General features: G+C 74.7%; 18 protein-coding genes. 14 read left to right on the forward strand and 4 right to left on the reverse strand.

Annotated features, from left to right (window positions below; genetic code table 11):
* Positions 1–122 precede the first annotated feature (122 nt).
* Genes cofD through ABD990_RS31995 form a run of 3 tightly spaced genes read left to right on the forward strand, consistent with a single transcriptional unit; the run spans position 123 to position 3,074 of the window.
* Positions 123–1,118 (forward strand): 2-phospho-L-lactate transferase, encoded by a 996-nt coding sequence (cofD, locus tag ABD990_RS31985; RefSeq protein ID WP_345384535.1) that lies wholly within the window; start codon positions 123–125, stop codon positions 1,116–1,118.
* Between the two features lie 50 nt (positions 1,119–1,168).
* Entirely contained in the window at positions 1,169–2,509 is a 1,341-nt protein-coding gene (locus tag ABD990_RS31990; protein ID WP_345384554.1) for a coenzyme F420-0:L-glutamate ligase, read from the forward strand.
* 31 nt (positions 2,510–2,540) lie between these two features.
* Positions 2,541–3,074 (forward strand): NUDIX hydrolase, encoded by a 534-nt coding sequence (locus tag ABD990_RS31995; RefSeq protein WP_345384536.1) that lies wholly within the window; start codon positions 2,541–2,543, stop codon positions 3,072–3,074.
* 25 nt (positions 3,075–3,099) lie between these two features.
* Here ABD990_RS31995 and ABD990_RS32000 read toward each other — a convergent pair whose 3' ends face one another.
* Entirely contained in the window at positions 3,100–3,870 is a 771-nt protein-coding gene (locus ABD990_RS32000; protein WP_345384537.1) for a site-2 protease family protein, read from the reverse strand.
* A 244-nt stretch (positions 3,871–4,114) separates the two neighbouring features.
* On the opposite strand from ABD990_RS32000, the gene ABD990_RS32005 reads away from it, so the two are divergent.
* A complete protein-coding gene (locus tag ABD990_RS32005; protein ID WP_345384555.1) occupies positions 4,115–4,375 on the forward strand; it encodes a WhiB family transcriptional regulator in 261 nt (86 codons plus the stop codon).
* Between the two features lie 211 nt (positions 4,376–4,586).
* Here the strand turns inward: ABD990_RS32005 and ABD990_RS32010 are convergent, their stop codons facing one another.
* Positions 4,587–5,066, reverse strand: a complete 480-nt coding sequence (locus ABD990_RS32010; protein WP_345384538.1) for a metallopeptidase family protein — start codon at positions 5,064–5,066, stop codon at positions 4,587–4,589.
* 141 nt (positions 5,067–5,207) lie between these two features.
* Here ABD990_RS32010 and ABD990_RS32015 point away from each other — a divergent pair, with 141 nt between their 5' ends.
* From ABD990_RS32015 to ABD990_RS32040, 6 genes are all read left to right on the forward strand, one after another.
* Positions 5,208–5,582 (forward strand): DUF3499 domain-containing protein, encoded by a 375-nt coding sequence (locus tag ABD990_RS32015; protein ID WP_345384539.1) that lies wholly within the window; start codon positions 5,208–5,210, stop codon positions 5,580–5,582.
* A 99-nt stretch (positions 5,583–5,681) separates the two neighbouring features.
* A complete protein-coding gene (locus tag ABD990_RS32020; protein ID WP_345384540.1) occupies positions 5,682–7,043 on the forward strand; it encodes a phosphomannomutase/phosphoglucomutase in 1,362 nt (453 codons plus the stop codon).
* Between the two features lie 135 nt (positions 7,044–7,178).
* Entirely contained in the window at positions 7,179–7,397 is a 219-nt protein-coding gene (locus ABD990_RS32025) for a Trm112 family protein (protein ID WP_345384541.1), read from the forward strand.
* Positions 7,394–8,488, forward strand: coding sequence for an SIS domain-containing protein (locus ABD990_RS32030; RefSeq protein WP_345384542.1), 1,095 nt, complete (start codon positions 7,394–7,396; stop codon positions 8,486–8,488). The genes ABD990_RS32025 and ABD990_RS32030 overlap by 4 nt, the downstream gene beginning before the upstream one ends.
* A 33-nt stretch (positions 8,489–8,521) precedes the next feature.
* The gene (gene manA, locus ABD990_RS32035) at positions 8,522–9,748 is read left to right on the forward strand and encodes a mannose-6-phosphate isomerase, class I (protein ID WP_345384543.1); all 1,227 of its coding nucleotides are present in this window, start codon (positions 8,522–8,524) and stop codon (positions 9,746–9,748) included.
* A gap of 80 nt (positions 9,749–9,828) precedes the next feature.
* The gene (locus ABD990_RS32040) at positions 9,829–10,755 is read left to right on the forward strand and encodes a cation diffusion facilitator family transporter (RefSeq protein WP_345384544.1); all 927 of its coding nucleotides are present in this window, start codon (positions 9,829–9,831) and stop codon (positions 10,753–10,755) included.
* A gap of 935 nt (positions 10,756–11,690) precedes the next feature.
* On the opposite strand, the gene ABD990_RS32045 is transcribed toward ABD990_RS32040, so the two are convergent.
* Both ABD990_RS32045 and ABD990_RS32050 read right to left on the reverse strand, forming a co-directional pair.
* The gene (locus tag ABD990_RS32045; protein WP_345384545.1) at positions 11,691–12,185 is read right to left on the reverse strand and encodes a DUF2505 domain-containing protein; all 495 of its coding nucleotides are present in this window, start codon (positions 12,183–12,185) and stop codon (positions 11,691–11,693) included.
* 20 nt (positions 12,186–12,205) lie between these two features.
* Entirely contained in the window at positions 12,206–12,715 is a 510-nt protein-coding gene (locus ABD990_RS32050; RefSeq protein ID WP_345384546.1) for an Lrp/AsnC family transcriptional regulator, read from the reverse strand.
* 114 nt (positions 12,716–12,829) lie between these two features.
* Between ABD990_RS32050 and ald the strand changes: the two genes are divergently transcribed.
* The 4 genes from ald to ABD990_RS32070 all read left to right on the forward strand — a co-directional run.
* The gene (ald, locus tag ABD990_RS32055) at positions 12,830–13,945 is read left to right on the forward strand and encodes an alanine dehydrogenase (RefSeq protein ID WP_345384547.1); all 1,116 of its coding nucleotides are present in this window, start codon (positions 12,830–12,832) and stop codon (positions 13,943–13,945) included.
* Positions 13,946–14,062: 117 nt separating this feature from the next.
* Positions 14,063–15,565: an amino acid permease gene (locus ABD990_RS32060; protein ID WP_345384548.1), complete on the forward strand. Its 1,503-nt coding sequence runs from the start codon at positions 14,063–14,065 to the stop codon at positions 15,563–15,565.
* 67 nt (positions 15,566–15,632) lie between these two features.
* Positions 15,633–16,226, forward strand: coding sequence for a hypothetical protein (locus ABD990_RS32065; protein ID WP_345384549.1), 594 nt, complete (start codon positions 15,633–15,635; stop codon positions 16,224–16,226).
* A 74-nt stretch (positions 16,227–16,300) separates the two neighbouring features.
* A partial coding sequence (locus ABD990_RS32070) for an MSMEG_0572/Sll0783 family nitrogen starvation response protein (RefSeq protein WP_345384550.1) occupies positions 16,301–16,574 on the forward strand: 274 nt, incomplete at its 3' end.

The following is a 16,574-nucleotide window of genomic DNA, read 5'->3' on the forward strand; positions in this document are numbered from 1 at the left end:
CCGGACGGGAGCGTGCGGGCCCGCTTCCGCCCGCGGACCGAGCCCGGGTCCGACGAGGTGGTGGCCGCCGTCACCGAGGTCCTCCCACGCTCGGTGTCGGGGGTCCGACGTAGCCTGGCGCCGTGAAGGTGACGGTCCTGGTCGGCGGCGTCGGCGGCGCCCGGTTCCTGCTCGGTGTGAAGGCCGCCCTCGGGCTGCCCGCCGTCGGGCCCGGCGAGGGCCCGCACGAGGTCACCGCCGTGGTCAACGTGGGCGACGACGTGTGGATGCACGGTCTGCGGATCTGTCCCGACCTCGACACCTGCATGTACACCCTCGGCGGCGGGATCGACTCGGAGCGCGGCTGGGGCCGGGCCGGGGAGACCTGGGCGGTGCGGGACGAGCTGGCCGCCTACGAGGCGGACCCGACCTGGTTCGGGCTCGGCGACCGGGACGTCGCCACCCACCTGGTCCGGAGCCGGATGCTGCGCGCGGGCTACCCGCTCTCGCAGGTCACCGAGGCGCTGTGCCACCGCTGGAAGCCGGGCGTGCGGCTGCTGCCCGCCACGGACGACCGCGTGGAGACGCACGTGGTGATCGACAACCCGGAGCCGCGGGAGGACGCGCCGCCGCAGATCGCGGTGCACTTCCAGGAGTGGTGGGTGCGCCACCAGGCCAAGTTCCCGGCCCACCGGTTCGCGTCGGTCGGGGCGGACGAGGCGAAGGTCCTGCCCGCCGCGGCCAAGGCGATCGTGGACGCGGACGTGGTGCTGGTCGCGCCGTCGAACCCGGTCGTCAGCATCGGCACCATGATCCAGATCCCGGGTATGCCGCAGGCGCTGGTCGGCACGAAGGCGAAGATCGTCGGGCTGTCGCCGATCGTCGGCGGGCGGCCGCTGCGCGGCATGGCGGACGCGTGCCTCTCCGCGATCGGCGTCGACACCACCGCCGAGGCGGTCGGCCGGCACTACGGCGGCCGGGCGAAGGGCGGCCTGCTCGACGGCTGGCTGGTGCACTCGGGCGACTCCGCGGAGGTCGAGGGCGCGGAGACGCGGGCGGTCCCGCTGCTGATGACGGACGTGGAGGCCACCGCGGACATGGCGCGGGCGGCGTTCGAGCTGGCCGGGGTCAGCCCGTGAGCGCCCTGCCCACCCCGTCCCGGCCCGTGTCCCGGCCCGCCCCCTCCCTGATCCCCGACCACGGGGCCGCCGAGGGCCTGCGGATCCTCCCGGTCCCCGGCCTGCCGGAGTTCCGTCCGGGGGACGACGTGACCGCCGCGGTCGCCGAGGCCGCCCCGTGGCTGGAGCCCGGCGACGTCGTCGTGGTCACCAGCAAGATCTTCTCCAAGGCCGAGGGCCGGCTCGTCACCGCACCGACGGACCCCGAGGAGCGGGACGAGTTGCGTCGCCGGCTCGTCGAGGGCGAGACCGAGCGGATCCTGGCCCGGCGGGGCAAGACGCTGATCGTCGCGTCGAAGCTCGGGATCGTGCAGGCCGCCGCCGGCGTCGACGGCTCGAACGTCCGGCGGGACGAGCTGGCGCTGCTCCCCGTCGACCCGGACGCGAGCGCCGCCCGGCTGCGGGAGGGGCTGCGGGAACGGCTCGGCGTCGACGTGGCGGTGGTGGTCACCGACACGATGGGCCGGTCGTGGCGGGTCGGGCAGACGGACGTCGCGATCGGGTCCGCGGGGCTCCCCGTGCTGCACCGCTACGGCGGCGCGGTCGACGCGGAGGGCAACGAGCTGCTGGTCACCGAGGTCGCCCTGGCGGACGAGGTGGCCGGCGCCGCGGACCTGGTCAAGGGCAAGCTCGGCGGCACCCCGGTGGCCGTGGTGCGCGGTCTCGGCGTCCGGGAGGACGGGTCGACCGCCCGCGACCTGGTGCGGCCGGTCGACGAGGACCTGTTCTGGCTGGGCACCGAGGAGGCGCTCGCGCAGGGCCGGCGCGAGGCCGTGCTGCTGCGCCGCAGCGTCCGCGAGTTCGCGCCCGACGAGGTGCCGGCCGAGGCGGTGCGCCGGGCCGTCGGCGTCGCGCTGACCGCGCCCGCGCCGCACCACAGCACGCCCTTCCGGTTCGTCTGGCTGCGCGACCGCGCCCGGCGCACCGCCCTGCTCGACGCGCTGCGCGAGCGGTGGCGTGCCGACCTGGAGGCCGACGGGCGCCCGGCCGACGAGGTGGAGCGCCGGCTCGCCCGCGGCGACCTGCTGCGCCGGGCGCCGGAGCTGGTGCTGCCCTTCCGCACCGGGGACGGCGCGCACGCCTACCCCGACGAGGCCCGCCGCGCGGCCGAGCGGGACATGTTCACCGTGGCCGGCGGGGCCGCCGTGCAGTCGCTGCTGGTGGCGCTGGCCGCGGAGGGGCTGGCCTCGTGCTGGGTCGGGTCCACGATCTTCGCGCCGGAGGTCGTGCGGGCCGAGCTCGGGCTGGCCGAGGACTGGCAGCCGCTCGGCGCCGTCGCCGTCGGGGTGCCGGTGGAGGCCGCCGGTCCACGACCGCCGGCGGACCCGGCCACCGGGTTGCTCGAATGGTGAAGCCGGCCGTCACGGGGGAGGGGGCACCCGGATGGTGAGCCCGGCCGTCGCGGTCGAGGAGCTCCGTGCGTGGTCGCCGCCCGACGCCGGGCAGGCCGCGCTGCAGCAGGCCCTGATCGCCTTCTGCCTCGCCCGCCCGGAGGACGCGTGCGCCCGCGAGTGCGCGGCGGGGCACCTCACCGCGTCGGCGCTGGTGGTCGACGCGCCGGGGGAGCACACCCTGCTCACGCTGCACCCGCGCGTCGGGCGGTGGATCCAGCTCGGCGGGCACTGCGAGCCCGGCGACGCGTCGCTGCGGGCGGCGGCCCTGCGCGAGGCGACCGAGGAGTCCGGGATCGCCGGGCTGGAGATCGCCGAGCACCCGCTGCACGTCGACGTCCACCCCGTGACGTGCTCGCTCGGCGTGCCGACCCGGCACCTCGACGTCCGCTACCTGGTGCGGGCCCCCGCCGGCGCGGTGCCGGCGATCAGCGCGGAGTCGGTCGACCTGGCCTGGTGGCCGCTCGACGCGCTTCCGGCGGAGTCGGACACGGTACCGGCGATGGTCGCGCTCGCCCGCGGCTGAGTCCGCGGGGCGGCACCGGGCGAGCTCAGCGCCAGAAGAGCAGCAGTCCGTACCCGGCGGCGGCGTACTGCGCGTCGCCGCCGATCAGGGCGAAGAGGAACTGCCCGACCCCGAACAGCACGCGCGCGACCCCGGGCACCCCGAGGACCAGCAGGAACAGCACGAGCGGGGCCCACGGGCGCACCTTGTGACCGAGCCGCTGGGCCTCCGGGGACAGGTAGGGCTCGAGCACGCCGTACCCGTCGAGGCCGGGCACCGGCAGGATGTTCAGCACGAACGCGAGGATCTGGATCAGCGCGAGGCAGGACAGCCCGACCGCGAGCCCCTCGTTCATCGGGACGAAGATCACCGCCAGGCTCAGCAGGATGCCGAGGACCAGGTTGGTGGCCGGGCCGGCGAAGGACACGAACGAGCGGATCCGCCGCGAGCGCAGCGCCCACTGGTTGATCCAGATCGCGCCACCGGGCAGCGGGATGCCGCCGAGCAGCAGGAACACCACCGGGAGCACGAAGGACAGCCCGACGTTCGCGTACCGGCGGATGTCCAGGGTGAGGTAGCCGCGGTTCTCGATGCTGCGGTCCCCGCCGCGGTGCGCGACGTAGGCGTGCCCGAACTCGTGCAGGCACAGCGAGACGCACCAGCCGCCGAGCACCAGCAGCACCACGCCGGTGGTCAACAGGACGGTCGAGCCCTGCAGCGCCGACTCGGTCCCGACGACGCAGAGCACCGCGCCGACGACCGTCACCGCCAGGAGCAGCAGGAACCACGGGCTGACTCGGTTGGGGACTCCACGCACTTGACCATTCTGCCGAACGGGCGACCGAAGGGGTGGAACCCGTCACCCGGTCGGCAGCCCCGGGTTGCGGGGAACCGACCGACACCGCTGTACTTACAGCGGTGTCATTCGCCGGGCGCGGGGAGGTGGGCGAGTGGACGTTTTCACGGACACCGTGTTCGTCACGGGGGCGGGCACGATCAGCGATCCGATCGGAGTGGCGGTGGGCGCTCCGGAGAACTTCGGGATCGGCCCCACGGAGGGGCTGCGGCTGATCGACACACTGGTCGACGGTCAGGACGACGGCGAGCAGGACTGGCAGGAACGCGCGCTGTGCGCGCAGACGGATCCGGAGGCGTTCTTCCCCGAGAAGGGCGGCTCCACGCGGGAGGCCAAGCGCATCTGCGCGGGGTGCGAGGTCCGGGCGGAGTGCCTGGAGTACGCGCTGGCGCAGGACGAGCGGTTCGGCATCTGGGGCGGGCTCTCCGAGCGGGAGCGTCGTCGCCTGCGCCGGGCCGCCGGCTGAGGTCGGCGGACCGGGCAACAGAGCTCCACACGGTCGCACAGGTACGTCATCCGCTCCCGGCGCACGCAGCAGCGCCGGGGGAGGAACCGAAGGGCGGGCATCGCGGCCCGCCCTCGTCCGAGCCCGGACACGTGTCCGGCTGCGTGCCCGCAGCCGGCGACGGTCCGGGCTCTCGCGTGCCGGGACCACCTCCGCCTCAGTCCGCTCCGCCTCAGTCCGCCCCGCCCTCCACGGCGTCGGGCTCGATGTTGAGGTACTCCGCCACCTGCTCCACCAGCACCTCGTGCAGCAGGTCGCCCAGGTCGGCGCCGCCGCGGGCGCGCGCCTCGAGCGGACGCCGGTAGAGCACGATCCGCGCCCGGGAGGGCAGCCCCGCCTGGTCGACGCCGGCGGGCACCAGCTGGGCCAGCGGCACGCCCGCGTCGGCGAGCACCCCCGTGCCCCACACGACCTCTTCGGGGGAGGTCCGTTCGACCTCCGGCACCTCGTCCACGGCCAGGTCGAGGTCGACCAGCTCCGGGCCCCAGCGCAGCTCGATCGGCTCGAGCGCCTCGAGCACGCGGGCGTCGAACCGCTCGGCCCGGGTGCGGAAGGAGGGCGTGGTCACCGGGTACAGCAGGCCGCGCAGTCCCCGGCCCCGGCGATCACGCCGGCGGGGGGAGCGGCGCGGGATGCGGCGCGCGGTCGTCACCCGTCGATAGTACGGCCCGGGTCGCCGCCGCCGTCCCGACGCGACGATGCCGTCGCCCGTCCGTACCGCGCCCGTGCGGGTGGGGGCCGCCCCGCGCGTCGCAGCCGGGAACCGTCGGCGCGGGGGGCTATCGTCGGGGACGTGCTGAGTGTCCGGAGGTGTTCGCGGAGCGGCTGCACCGAGCTCGCGGTGGCCACTCTCACCTACGTCTACGCGGACTCGACCGCGGTCGTCGGGCCGCTGGCCACCCAGGCCGAGCCCCACACCTACGACCTGTGCACCGCGCACGCCCACCGGCTCACGGCCCCCCGCGGCTGGGAGGTCGTCCGCTTCGAGGGCGAGTTCGCGCCGCCGCAGCACACGGACGACGACCTGACCGCCCTCGCCGAGGCCGTCCGGGAGGCCGGCCGGGCCGACCGGCCCATCGAGGCCTCCACCACCGTCACCGCCGGTCCGGGCGCCACCACCGGGCGCCGCGGTCACCTGCGCGTGCTGCCCACCCCGCCGGAGGACTGACCTCGGGCCCCACCGCGCGTCACCCTCCGTCGCGCGACCGGTGCGTGTGGTCGCGGCCGTCCCGCGGGCCGTCGGGGCCGCCCGCTAGGCTCCGGTCCCGTGCCCGACCTGTCCCAGATCGTCAAGGCGTACGACATCCGCGGCGTCGTGGGCGAGCAGCTCGACGCCGGCACGGTCCGCGAGGTCGGTGCGGCCGTGGCCCGTCTGCTGCGCGCCGAGGACCCCGGCGTCACCGAGATCGCGGTGGGCCACGACATGCGGGACTCCTCGCCGGGGCTGGCGGCCGCCTTCGCCGAGGGCGTGACCGGCCAGGGGCTCGACGTCCTCGACATCGGCCTGGCCAGCACGGACATGCTCTACTTCGCCGCCGGCAGCCTCGACGTGCCCGGCGCGATGTTCACCGCCAGCCACAACCCCGCGAAGTACAACGGCATCAAGCTGTGCCGGGCGGGCGCGACGCCGATCGGGCAGGACACCGGGCTCGCCGCGATCCGCGAGGCCGTCGAGCAGGGGGTGCCCGCGGGCCCCGGCGGCGGCACCGTGCGGCACCGCACGCTGATCGCCGACTACGCCGCCCACCTGCGCGGCCTGGTCGACCTCGGCGACATCCGACCGTTGCGCGTGGTGGTCGACGCCGGCAACGGCATGGGCGGCTACACGGTGCCCGAGGTCCTCGGCGGTCTTCCGCTGGACGTGGTGCCCCTGTACTTCGAGCTCGACGGCACCTTCCCCAACCACGAGGCGAACCCGCTCGACCCGGCGAACCTGGTCGACCTGCAGAAGGCCGTCGTCGCGGAGGGGGCCGACATCGGCCTGGCCTTCGACGGGGACGCGGACCGCTGCTTCGTGGTCGACGAGCGGGGCGAGCCGGTCAGCCCCAGCGCGATCACCGCGCTGGTCGCCGTGCGCGAGCTGGCCAAGGCACCTGGCGCCTCGGTGATCCACAACCTGATCACCTCGAAGGCCGTGCCGGAGATCGTCCGCGAGCACGGGGGCACCCCGGTGCGGACCCGGGTGGGCCACTCGTTCATCAAGCAGACGATGGCCGAGACCGGCGCGGTGTTCGGCGGCGAGCACTCGGCGCACTACTACTTCACGGACTTCTGGAAGGCCGACTCCGGCATGCTGGCCGCGCTGCACGTGCTGGCGGCGCTGGGCGGGCAGCGGGAGCCGCTGTCCGGGCTGATGACGGCGTACGAGCGGTACAGCGCCAGCGGCGAGGTCAACTCGACCGTCGCCGACCAGGCCGATCGGGTCGCCGCCGTCCGTGAGGCCTACGGCGCTCGGCCCGGCGTGGAGTTCGACGAGCTCGACGGCCTCACCGTCGCCCTCCCGGACGGCTCCTGGTTCAACCTGCGCGCCTCGAACACCGAGCCCCTGCTGCGGCTCAACGTCGAGGCCGCCGACGACGCCGCCGTCGCGGCCCTGCGGGACGAGGTCCTCGCGATCGTCCGCGCCTGAGCGCGGCGGGCGGCCAACCGCCGGGTCGCGGACCGATCATCCCGGATCGGTCGCGACCGCACGGGTACCCCGGACGGACCCGGCGCGCCCGCCCGCGCCCTGGCAGCATCAACGGCACGTGAGGTGAGGAGAACCGTGGCCGTACAGCTCGACCCCCAGCTGCTCGAGATCCTGGCCTGCCCGTCGGAGGACCACGCGCCCCTGACGCCGGTGGCGGACCAGCTCGTGTGCACCGCCTGCGGCCGTCGCTACCCCGTCGTCGACGGGATCCCGGTGCTGCTGCTCGACGAGGCCCTGCCGCCGGAGACCACGCCGCCCGCCGAGGACCCCGAGAACACCGGAAATCCCGGGTGACGACCGTGCTCGACGACACCCTGCTCGCCGACCCCGCCGCGCTCGCCTCCGCCGACACCGGCGGGGTGCTGCGCGCGGCGGCGACCGCGGGGGCCCAGGTCCGCTCGGCGGCGCAGGCCGCGGCCGAGGCGGGTGTCGCCGGCCTGGCCGGGCACCGCCCGCGGGCGCTGGTGTTCCTGCGCCGGCCGGGCTCGTCGGGCGCGGCGGCGGAGATCGTCGGGGCGCTGCTCGGGCCGCAGTGCCCGGTCCCGATGGTGGTGGCGGACGTCGTGCCCGGGTGGATCGGCCCGCTCGACGTGGTGCTGGCCCACTCCGCCGACTCGGCGGACGTCGAGCTGGCCGAGTCGGTGTCGCGTGCCGTCGGGCGCGGGGCCGAGGTGGTGCTCTCCGCCCCGGCCGAGGGCCCGGTGGCCTCCGCGGGCGCCGGCCGCGCCCGGTTCGTCGAGCCCCGGATCCCGGTGCCGCCCGCGCTGGACCTGCCGCGGGCGCTCGCCGTCGGGCTGACCGTCGTGACCGCGCTGGGTCTGTGGCCGGGCGGACTGGACCCGGCCCTCGACCCGCTGGCCGACGCCCTCGACGCCGAGGCCGAGCGCAACCAGCCGAACCACGAGCCCTTCATGAACCCGGCGAAGTCCCTGGCGCTGCGGCTGGCCGAGCGCACCCCGCTGCTCTGGGGCGCCGACCCGGCCGCGACGGCCGTCGCCGGGCACGGGGCGACGGCACTGGCGACGCACGCCGGCGTGGTGGCCCACTCCGCGGACATCGTCCAGGCCGCCTCGGCCACGGCGCTGCGCCGGGCCGTCGACCTGGCCGACCGCGGGGAGGACATCTTCCGGGACCCGTTCGACGACCCGGGGCCGGACGCGCCGCCGGTCCGCGTCGTGCTGCTCGCGACCGCCGAGGAGGACCCGGCCCAGGTCGCGGTGCGCCGCACCGGCCGGGGCTGGCCCGCGGACCTGCAGCACCCGGTCGACGAGGTCCCGCGCGGCACCCGGGACGCGGTGCTGCTGCGCGCCGCCCTGCTGGCCTCCCGGCTGGAGATCGCCGCCGTCTACCTCGGCCTGGCCACCCGGGCCATCGAACCGGCCTGACGGGCCGACCGCCGCACGAAGCGAGGAAGTGCCTTGGAGCTGCTGGAGAACCCGGTCCGGCCGTACGCGTGGGGTTCGCGCACGGTCATCGCCGACCTGCTCGGCGAGTCGGTGCCGTCTCCGCATCCGCAGGCGGAGATGTGGCTGGGGGCGCACCCGGGCGACCCGTCCCGGATCGTGCGCCCCGACGGGGGCCGCGCGTCGCTGCTCGACGTGCTCACCGGGGACCCGGAGGGTCTGCTCGGCGCCGAGCGCAGCGCGCGCTGGGAGGGCCGGCTGCCGTTCCTGCTCAAGGTCCTGGCCGCGGACGAGCCGCTGAGCCTGCAGGCGCACCCGAGCCTCGACCAGGCGCGGGAGGGGTTCGCGCGGGAGAACGCCGCGGGCATCCCGGTCGACGCCTCGGACCGCAACTACCGGGACGCCAACCACAAGCCCGAGCTGATCTGCGCGCTCACCGAGTTCCACGCGCTCGTCGGGTTCCGGGACCCGATGGAGACCCTCGGCCTGCTCCGCGCGCTCGACGTGCCCGAGCTGGCCCCGCACGTCGAGCTGCTGGCCGCCCAGCCCGGCCCGGACGGGCTGCGCGCGCTGTTCACCACCTGGATCACGCTGCCTCAGGCCATGCTCGACGAGCTGGTCCCGGCGCTGCAGAAGGGTGCGGTCGCCCTCGCCGCCCGGGACCACCCGTCGGGCGGGGACTGGGCGCTGGAGGCCCGGACCGCGCTGGAGCTCTCCGAGCGCTACCCCGGCGACGCGGGGGTGCTCGCGGCCCTGTTGCTCAACCGGGTGGTCCTGACCCCGGGCGAGGCGCTCTACCTGCCGGCGGGCAACCTGCACGCCTACCTCGCGGGCGCCGGCATCGAGCTGATGGCGAACTCGGACAACGTGCTGCGCGGCGGGCTCACGCCCAAGCACGTCGACGTCCCCGAGCTGCTGCGCGTCCTCGACTTCACCTCCGGGCCGCCGCCGGTGCACACCGGCCAGCCCGAGGGGCCGTGGACCCGCTACGACACGCCCGCCGAGGAGTTCCTGCTGCGCACCTGGCAGTCCGACGACGGGCTCACCGGCAGCCTCCCCGTGCCCGACGGCGGTGCGCGGATCCTGCTGGCCACCGGCGGCAAGGCGTGTGTCCGGGCCGGGACCGAGGTCCTCGAGCTGCCCAAGGGCGGGGCGCTGTTCCTCGCCGCGAGGGACACCGGCGTCGAGGTCGAGAGCGCGGCGCCGGGCACCCAGCTCTACCTCGCCGGCGACGGTCTCTGACCCGACCCGTGAACGCGCACGGTTGAGCCGCGGGCATCCGGATATCCTTCCGCCGCACAATTCGGACCCAGGGAGCGAACGTGTCGGCACAGGGCGGTACCAAGGCGATCCTCGCGGCGCTCGCAGCGAACGCCGGAATCGCGATCGCGAAGTTCGTGGGCTTCCTCGTCACGGGCTCGTCGTCGATGCTCGCGGAGGCCGTCCACTCGGTCGCCGACACGTCGAACCAGGGCCTGCTGCTGCTCGGCGGCCGCACGGCCCGGCGGGCGGCGACCCCGGAGCACCCCTTCGGCTACGGCCGGGACCGCTACTTCTACTCGTTCATCGTGGCGCTGCTGCTGTTCACGCTCGGCTCGGTCTTCGCGATCTACGAGGGCATCCACAAGCTGGAGTCGCACGAGCCGCTGACCTCGCCGCTCGTCGCCGTCGTCATCCTGGTGGTCGCGATCGGGCTGGAGACCTACTCGTTCCGCACCGCCGTGCACGAGTCGCGCCCGCTCAAGGGTGACGGGACCTGGTGGCAGTTCATCCGCCAGGCGAAGGTCCCGGAGCTGCCGGTCGTGCTGCTGGAGGACACCGGTGCCCTGGTCGGCCTGGTGTTCGCGCTCCTCGGCGTCGGCCTGTCGGTCCTCACCGGCGACCCGGTGTGGGACGCCGTCGGAACCCTCGGCATCGGCGTCCTGCTGGGCGTCATCGCGATCATCCTCATCGTCGAGATGAAGAGCCTGCTCATCGGCGAGGGCGCGACGCGGCCGGTGCTGTCGAGGATCGTCGAGGAGCTCGAGAAGGGCCCGGAGATCGAGCGCGTCATCCACATCAAGACCCAGTACCTCGGCCCGGAGGAGCTGCTGGTCGCGGCGAAGCTGGCGCTGCCGCCCGGCTCGTCGGTCGAGACCGTGGCGCGCGCGATCGACGACGCGGAGGCGCGGGTGCGCGCGGCGGTGCCGGACGCCCGGGTGATCTACCTCGAGCCGGACCTCGACCGCTCGCGGCTGCAGCAGGCCTGAGCTCCGGGGCCCGGGGGTCCGTCAGCCCCGGGCGGCCCGTCCCCTCGCCGGTCGGCCCCGGGCGGTCCGTCCGCCGGACGGGGCGGGAGGCCTGCGTCGCGCCGAACACCGTCGCCAGGTTCGTCCAGGCCCGGCCCTCTCCGCCCGGTCGGGGTGCCCCTTTCGGCGACCTTTGCGGTGCTGGCCGATCCGGGTGCAGGGCGGCCCCTCTGGCGCCCGGTCGGGGTGCCCCTTTCGGCGACCTTTGCGGTGCTGGCCGATCCGGGTGCAGGGCGGCTCCTCTGGCGCCCGGTCGGGGTGCCCCTTTCGGCGACCTTTGCGGTGCTGGCCGATCCGGGTGCAGGGCGGCTCCTCTGGCGCCCGGTCGGGGTGCCCCTTTCGGCGACCTTTGCAGTGCTCGCCGATCCGCGTGCAGGGCCGGCGCCGCGGACAGAGCCAGGTCCGGCGTGCGCCGCACCGCCGTCCGAGCCACTCCGACCGCCGCTCCGGATCCGCGGGCGTGCGCTCCCGCCGTCGGCCGAGATGAGCACCAGGGCTGTTCTCTCGCTCGGACGCCGCCCTGCCGGTCGTCTCGACGTGGGTCGCCACGGCGGCTCGACCACGGCGGCTCGGCCAACCGTCGCCTCCCCGCTGCCCGCGGATGCGCGAGCGTTGCAGAGATCGCGCCACATTCACCTGGCCAGCGATTCCGGCACCGCGGCTACCCTGCCGTCGCCTTCCGCTGAGCGCGCATGCGCGCGCGTTGCAAAGGTCGCGCCACACCCACCTGGCCAGCACTTCCGAGCACCGCGGCTACCCGGCCGTCGCCTTCCGCTGAGCGCGGATGCGCGAGCGTTGCAAAGGTCGCGCCACACCCACCTGACCACGACCTCCGGGCCCGCTCACCAGCACCTCCGGCCGCTGACCAGCACCTGCCGGCACTCAGCAGCCAGGCCTCAGCCGCCGAGGCGCTCCGCGGTCCAGCGCATCTCCTCGGTCATCAGCGCCAGGGCCCGCTCGGCGACGACGGCCTCGATCGCCGCGCCGAGCAGCGGCACCCGCACCTCGACCTCGCCGTCGATGCGCAGCGCGCTGCCGGACGGGTCCTCGCCGATCGTCAGGGCGCCCTCGGCCCCGGCGGGCGCGCCGGCGGCGGTGAGGGTGAAGCGGCCGTCGGCCCGCTCCGCCGCGATCTCCCAGCGCTCCTCCCGCTCCAGCACCAGCGCCCCGGCGAGGAAGCGACGCACGGAGGCCGGCAGCGAGGCCGCCGGCACCCCCTGGCGGAGCACGATGCGCAGCCGGTCGCCCTCGCGCTCGAACGCGTGGAGCTCGGCCCCGGGCCCGCCCACCGCGGCGAGCCGGTCGGCGTAGAGATCGCGGTCCAGGAGGCGAACCACGGCGTCGCGCGGCGGCAGCGGGAAGGCGCGGTCGAGGCGGAGCGGGGTGGCCACCCGACCACCGTAGGGCGCGGTCAGTACCCGCGCCGCGGCCGGACGTGGTCGAAGATCAGGCTGGTCTGCGTGTTGGCGATCTGGTCCCGCCCGTTGAGCGCCACCACGAAGTCCCGCAGCGCGGCGGAGTCGGCCGTCGCGACGTGCAGCAGGTAGTCGTCCACCCCGGCGAGGAAGAAGCAGTCCCGCACCTCGGGCAGCGAGGTCACGAACTCCTCGAACTCCCGCATCCGGCGCCGGGCCGCCGCCTGCAGCCGCACCGACACCATCGCCTGCAGCGGCCGGCCGGTCGCCGCCGGGTCGACGTCGGCGTGGAAACCCCGGATGACCCCGCGCTCGCGCAGCGCCCGGACCCGGGTGAGGCAGGTCGACGGCGCGATCCCGACGCGTTCGGCAAGCGCGTTGTTGGGTATCCGTGCGTCGCGTTCGAGCTCCGCCAGGATCGCGCGGTCGACGGGGTCGAGCGGCGGCCGCACATCGTTCGGCCGGCCGGGCCTCGACACCGATCCGGTCGTGGATCCTTCGGGCATGGACGCAGAGTACAGAATCTCCTGCGGTCGTGTTCCTACAGGGACGCTGTTTCTTCGATACTTGGGTGCAGACAGCCGGTCGCGCAGCCGGTCATCGGGAGGAGAGGACGGGTCATGCGGATCGCGGTGCCGCGCGAGGTCAAGGACAACGAGTTCCGGGTCGCCCTGACGCCCGCGGGCGTGCACGAGCTGGTGCGGCGCGGCCACGAGGTCGTCGTCGAGCAGGGGGCGGGCCTCGGCTCGTCCATCCCCGACCAGGAGTTCAAGGCCGCCGGCGCCCAGCTGCTCGCCGACGCCGACGCCGTGTGGAACTCCGCCGAGCTGCTGCTGAAGGTCAAGGAGCCGGTGCAGAGCGAGTACCACCGGCTGCGCGGTGACCTCACCCTGTTCACCTACCTGCACCTGGCCGCGTCCCGGCCGTGCACGGAGGCGCTGCTGTCCGCGGGCACCACCGCGATCGCCTACGAGACCGTGCGCACCGCCGACGGCCGGCTGCCGCTGCTGGCACCGATGAGCGAGGTCGCGGGCCGGCTCGCGCCCCAGGTCGGCGCGTACCACCTGCTCAGCGCCGCCGGGGGGCGCGGTGTGCTGATGGGCGGCGTGCCCGGCGCGCCGCGGGCGCACGTCGTGGTCCTCGGCGCCGGCGTGTCCGGCTCGCACGCCACCCAGATCGCCGTCGGGATGGGGGCACGGGTGACGGTGCTCGACCTCGACCTCGACAAGCTGCGCGCGCTCGACGCCCGCTACGCCGGCCGGGTCGAGACGGTGCACTCCACCGCCTACGCGGTCGAGCGCGCGGTCCTCGACGCGGACCTGGTGATCGGCGCGGTGCTGGTGCCCGGCGCGAAGGCGCCGACCCTGGTGTCCGACGACCTGGTGGCCCGGATGAAGCCCGGCGCGGTGCTCGTCGACATCGCCGTGGACCAGGGCGGGTGCTTCGAGAGCACCCGGCCGACCACGCACGCCGACCCGACCTTCCGGGTGCACGAGACCGTCTTCTACTGCGTGGCCAACATGCCCGGTGCGGTGCCGCACACCTCCACCCACGCCCTGACCAGCGTCACCCTGCCGTACATCACGCGGCTGGCCGACCGGGGCTGGCGGGAGGCGCTGCGGAGCGACGCCGCCCTGGCCCAGGGCCTGTCGACGCACGCGGGCGAGCTGACCAACGCCGAGGTCGCGCGCGCCCACGACCTGGCCTTCCGCCCGGTCGACGAGATCCTCCGCTGAGGCTTCCCGGCGCTCAGCACGCCCCGTGGATGCGGACGGTCGAGGGGCCGTCCGCATCCACGACCCACGCCCGCCAGCGAATGCCGCGGCGAACACATCCCCGTAACCTCCCGGGCCATGGCGACCGTGGGTGAGCGTCGTGGGATCTGGCGCACGAAGTCCGTGGAGCAGTCCATCCAGGACACGGACGAGCCGGACACCAAGCTCCGCAAGGACCTCACGACCTGGGACCTCATCGTCTTCGGCGTCGCGGTCGTGGTCGGCGCCGGCATCTTCACCCTCGCGGCCAGCACGGCCGGCACCGTCGCGGGCCCTTCGGTCTCCCTCGCGTTCGTCATCGCGGCGATCGCGTGCGGGCTCGCCGCGCTCTGCTACGCCGAGTTCGCCTCGACCGTCCCGGTGGCCGGCAGCGCCTACACGTTCTCCTACGCCACCTTCGGTGAGCTGGTCGCCTGGATCATCGGCTGGGACCTCGTGCTGGAGTTCGCGGTCGGCTCGGCCGTGGTGTCCAAGGCCTGGTCGAAGTACCTGAACCAGGTGCTGTCGGTGTTCGGGCTGGAGGTGCCGACCTCCTTCTCCCTCGGCGGCTTCTTCGCCTTCGACTGGGGTGCCCTGCTGCTGGTCGCGGTGCTCGCGACGCTGCTGGCGATAGGCACCAAGCTCTCCAGCCGGGTCAGCGCCGTGTTCACGGTGATCAAGGTCGGCATCGTGCTGCTGGTCATCGTGGTCGGCTTCGCCTACGTGAAGGCGGAGAACTACACGCCGTTCGTCCCGCCGGCGGCGCCCGGCGGCGAGGGCGACTCCGGGCTCACCCAGTCCCTGCTGTCGCTGTTCGGCGGCGGGGCCAGCAGCACCTACGGCATCTACGGCCTGCTCGCCGCGGCCTCGCTGGTCTTCTTCGCGTTCATCGGGTTCGACGTCGTCGCCACCACCGCCGAGGAGACGCGCGACCCGCAGAAGTCGCTGCCGCGGGGCATCCTCGGCTCCCTCGCCATCGTGACCGTGCTGTACGTGGCCGTCGCGCTCGTGCTGACCGGGATGGTGAGCTACCGGCAGCTCGACGAGAACTCCACCCTCGCCACGGCGTTCGGCGAGCTCGGCGTGACCTGGGCCGAGGCGGTCATCTCCGTCGGGGCGATCGTCGGCCTCACGACGGTGGTCATGGTCCTGATGCTCGGCCAGATCCGGGTGCTCTTCGCGATGTCCCGCGACGGGTTGCTGCCGGGCGGACTCGCGCGGACCGGCTCGCACGGCACCCCGGTGCGCGCGACCGTGCTCGTGGGCGCCGTCGTCGCCGCCGTCGCCACCTTCTTCCCGGCCGGCGCGCTGGAGGAGATGGTCAACATCGGCACGCTCTTCGCGTTCGTGCTGGTGTCGGTGGGCGTGATCGTCCTGCGCCGGACCCGGCCGGACCTGCACCGGGCCTTCCGGACCCCCCTCGTCCCGCTGGTCCCGATCCTGTCGGTGCTCGCGTGCCTGTGGCTGATGCTCAACCTCAGCGTCGAGACCTGGCTGCGGTTCCTGGTGTGGATGGCGCTCGGCTTCGTGGTCTACTTCGTGTACGGCCGTTCGCACTCCCGGCTCGGCCGCCGGCAGGCGGGATCGGCAACCGGGCGGTAACAGCGCCTCACGCGCCCGTGTTCCGGGGGAAACGCCCCGGACACGGGTCCTCGCTTGACTGTCCCGCGTGGCGGAGCAGGAGCGGCGGCTGGACGGGACACACCACCCCGTCGTCGTGATCGGCGGCGGGCAGGCGACCGGGCCGTACCAGGTGCCGCGGGTGCCGCGGACGGCCGAACGGCTCCCGGACGCGGTGACCCAGCTGCACTCCTCGGACTACCGCAATCCCGAGCAGCTGCACCGGCGGGACGGCGGGCGGGACATCGACCTGCGGAGGTTCGCGCTCGAGGGCATGCAGCTGCACGGCCGGCTGCTGGGCATCGCCCACGGCCGGGTCCGGTTCGCCGCCGACCTGCGGTCCAACCTCGACGGGGCCGGCGGCCGCGGCTACCCGACGCACGAGCGCGGCGTCACCAGCCGGCCCGGCCTGTACCTCCTCGGCCTGCCCTGGCAGTACACCTGGGGCTCAGGCCGCTTCTCCGGCGTCGCCGCCGACGCCGAGCACCTGCTCGGCCGGATCGTCGAGCTCCGCCGCCGTGGAGCCGCCGCGGACGGCCTGCTCCGGCTCGCGGGCACGCCCACCAGCACGTTCCCGGAGGCCGCCCGTAAGGACATGGGGCTCGCCGACGAGGACCGGGTCGCGCCACACGCCGTGGCGTGACCTGCGAGAGGTTCCACCGCTCCACCCGCTCCACCCACCGATCGACCGACTGTCCCGGAAGGACGAGAGCCGACATGGCCGACCTGACCGATCTCGAGAAGCAGAGCCTCGAGGAGATCGCCCACCCGTCGATGCCCGAGGGGTCGTCGATCTACGGCGGCACCAAGGTGTTCCCGGACTACCAGGCCGAGAACGGCGAGACCTACTTCACGCTGGTGCATGGCATCGCGCACGAGTCCTCGGTGAGCTTCGTGGCGATCCTGCAGGCCACCCGGGCGCTGCGGAAGGGCTTCGAGTCCGCGATCTACTTCTACGGCCCGGGCTCGCTGAACTGCCTGGCCACCCGCG

This window comes from Pseudonocardia yuanmonensis (assembly GCF_039542425.1).
In the GTDB taxonomy this organism is placed as follows: domain Bacteria; phylum Actinomycetota; class Actinomycetes; order Mycobacteriales; family Pseudonocardiaceae; genus Pseudonocardia; species Pseudonocardia yuanmonensis.

What these genes read in the sequence shown, in the direction of transcription:
- ABD990_RS31995 (WP_345384536.1), top strand. Translation starts at nt 2,541, where the DNA reads ATGGTGAGCCCGGCCGTCGCGGTCGAGGAGCTCCGTGCGTGGTCGCCG.
- ABD990_RS32050 (WP_345384546.1), bottom strand. Translation starts at nt 12,715, where the DNA reads ATGCCCGAAGGATCCACGACCGGATCGGTGTCGAGGCCCGGCCGGCCG.
- ald (WP_345384547.1), top strand. Translation starts at nt 12,830, where the DNA reads ATGCGGATCGCGGTGCCGCGCGAGGTCAAGGACAACGAGTTCCGGGTC.
- ABD990_RS32060 (WP_345384548.1), top strand. Translation starts at nt 14,063, where the DNA reads ATGGCGACCGTGGGTGAGCGTCGTGGGATCTGGCGCACGAAGTCCGTG.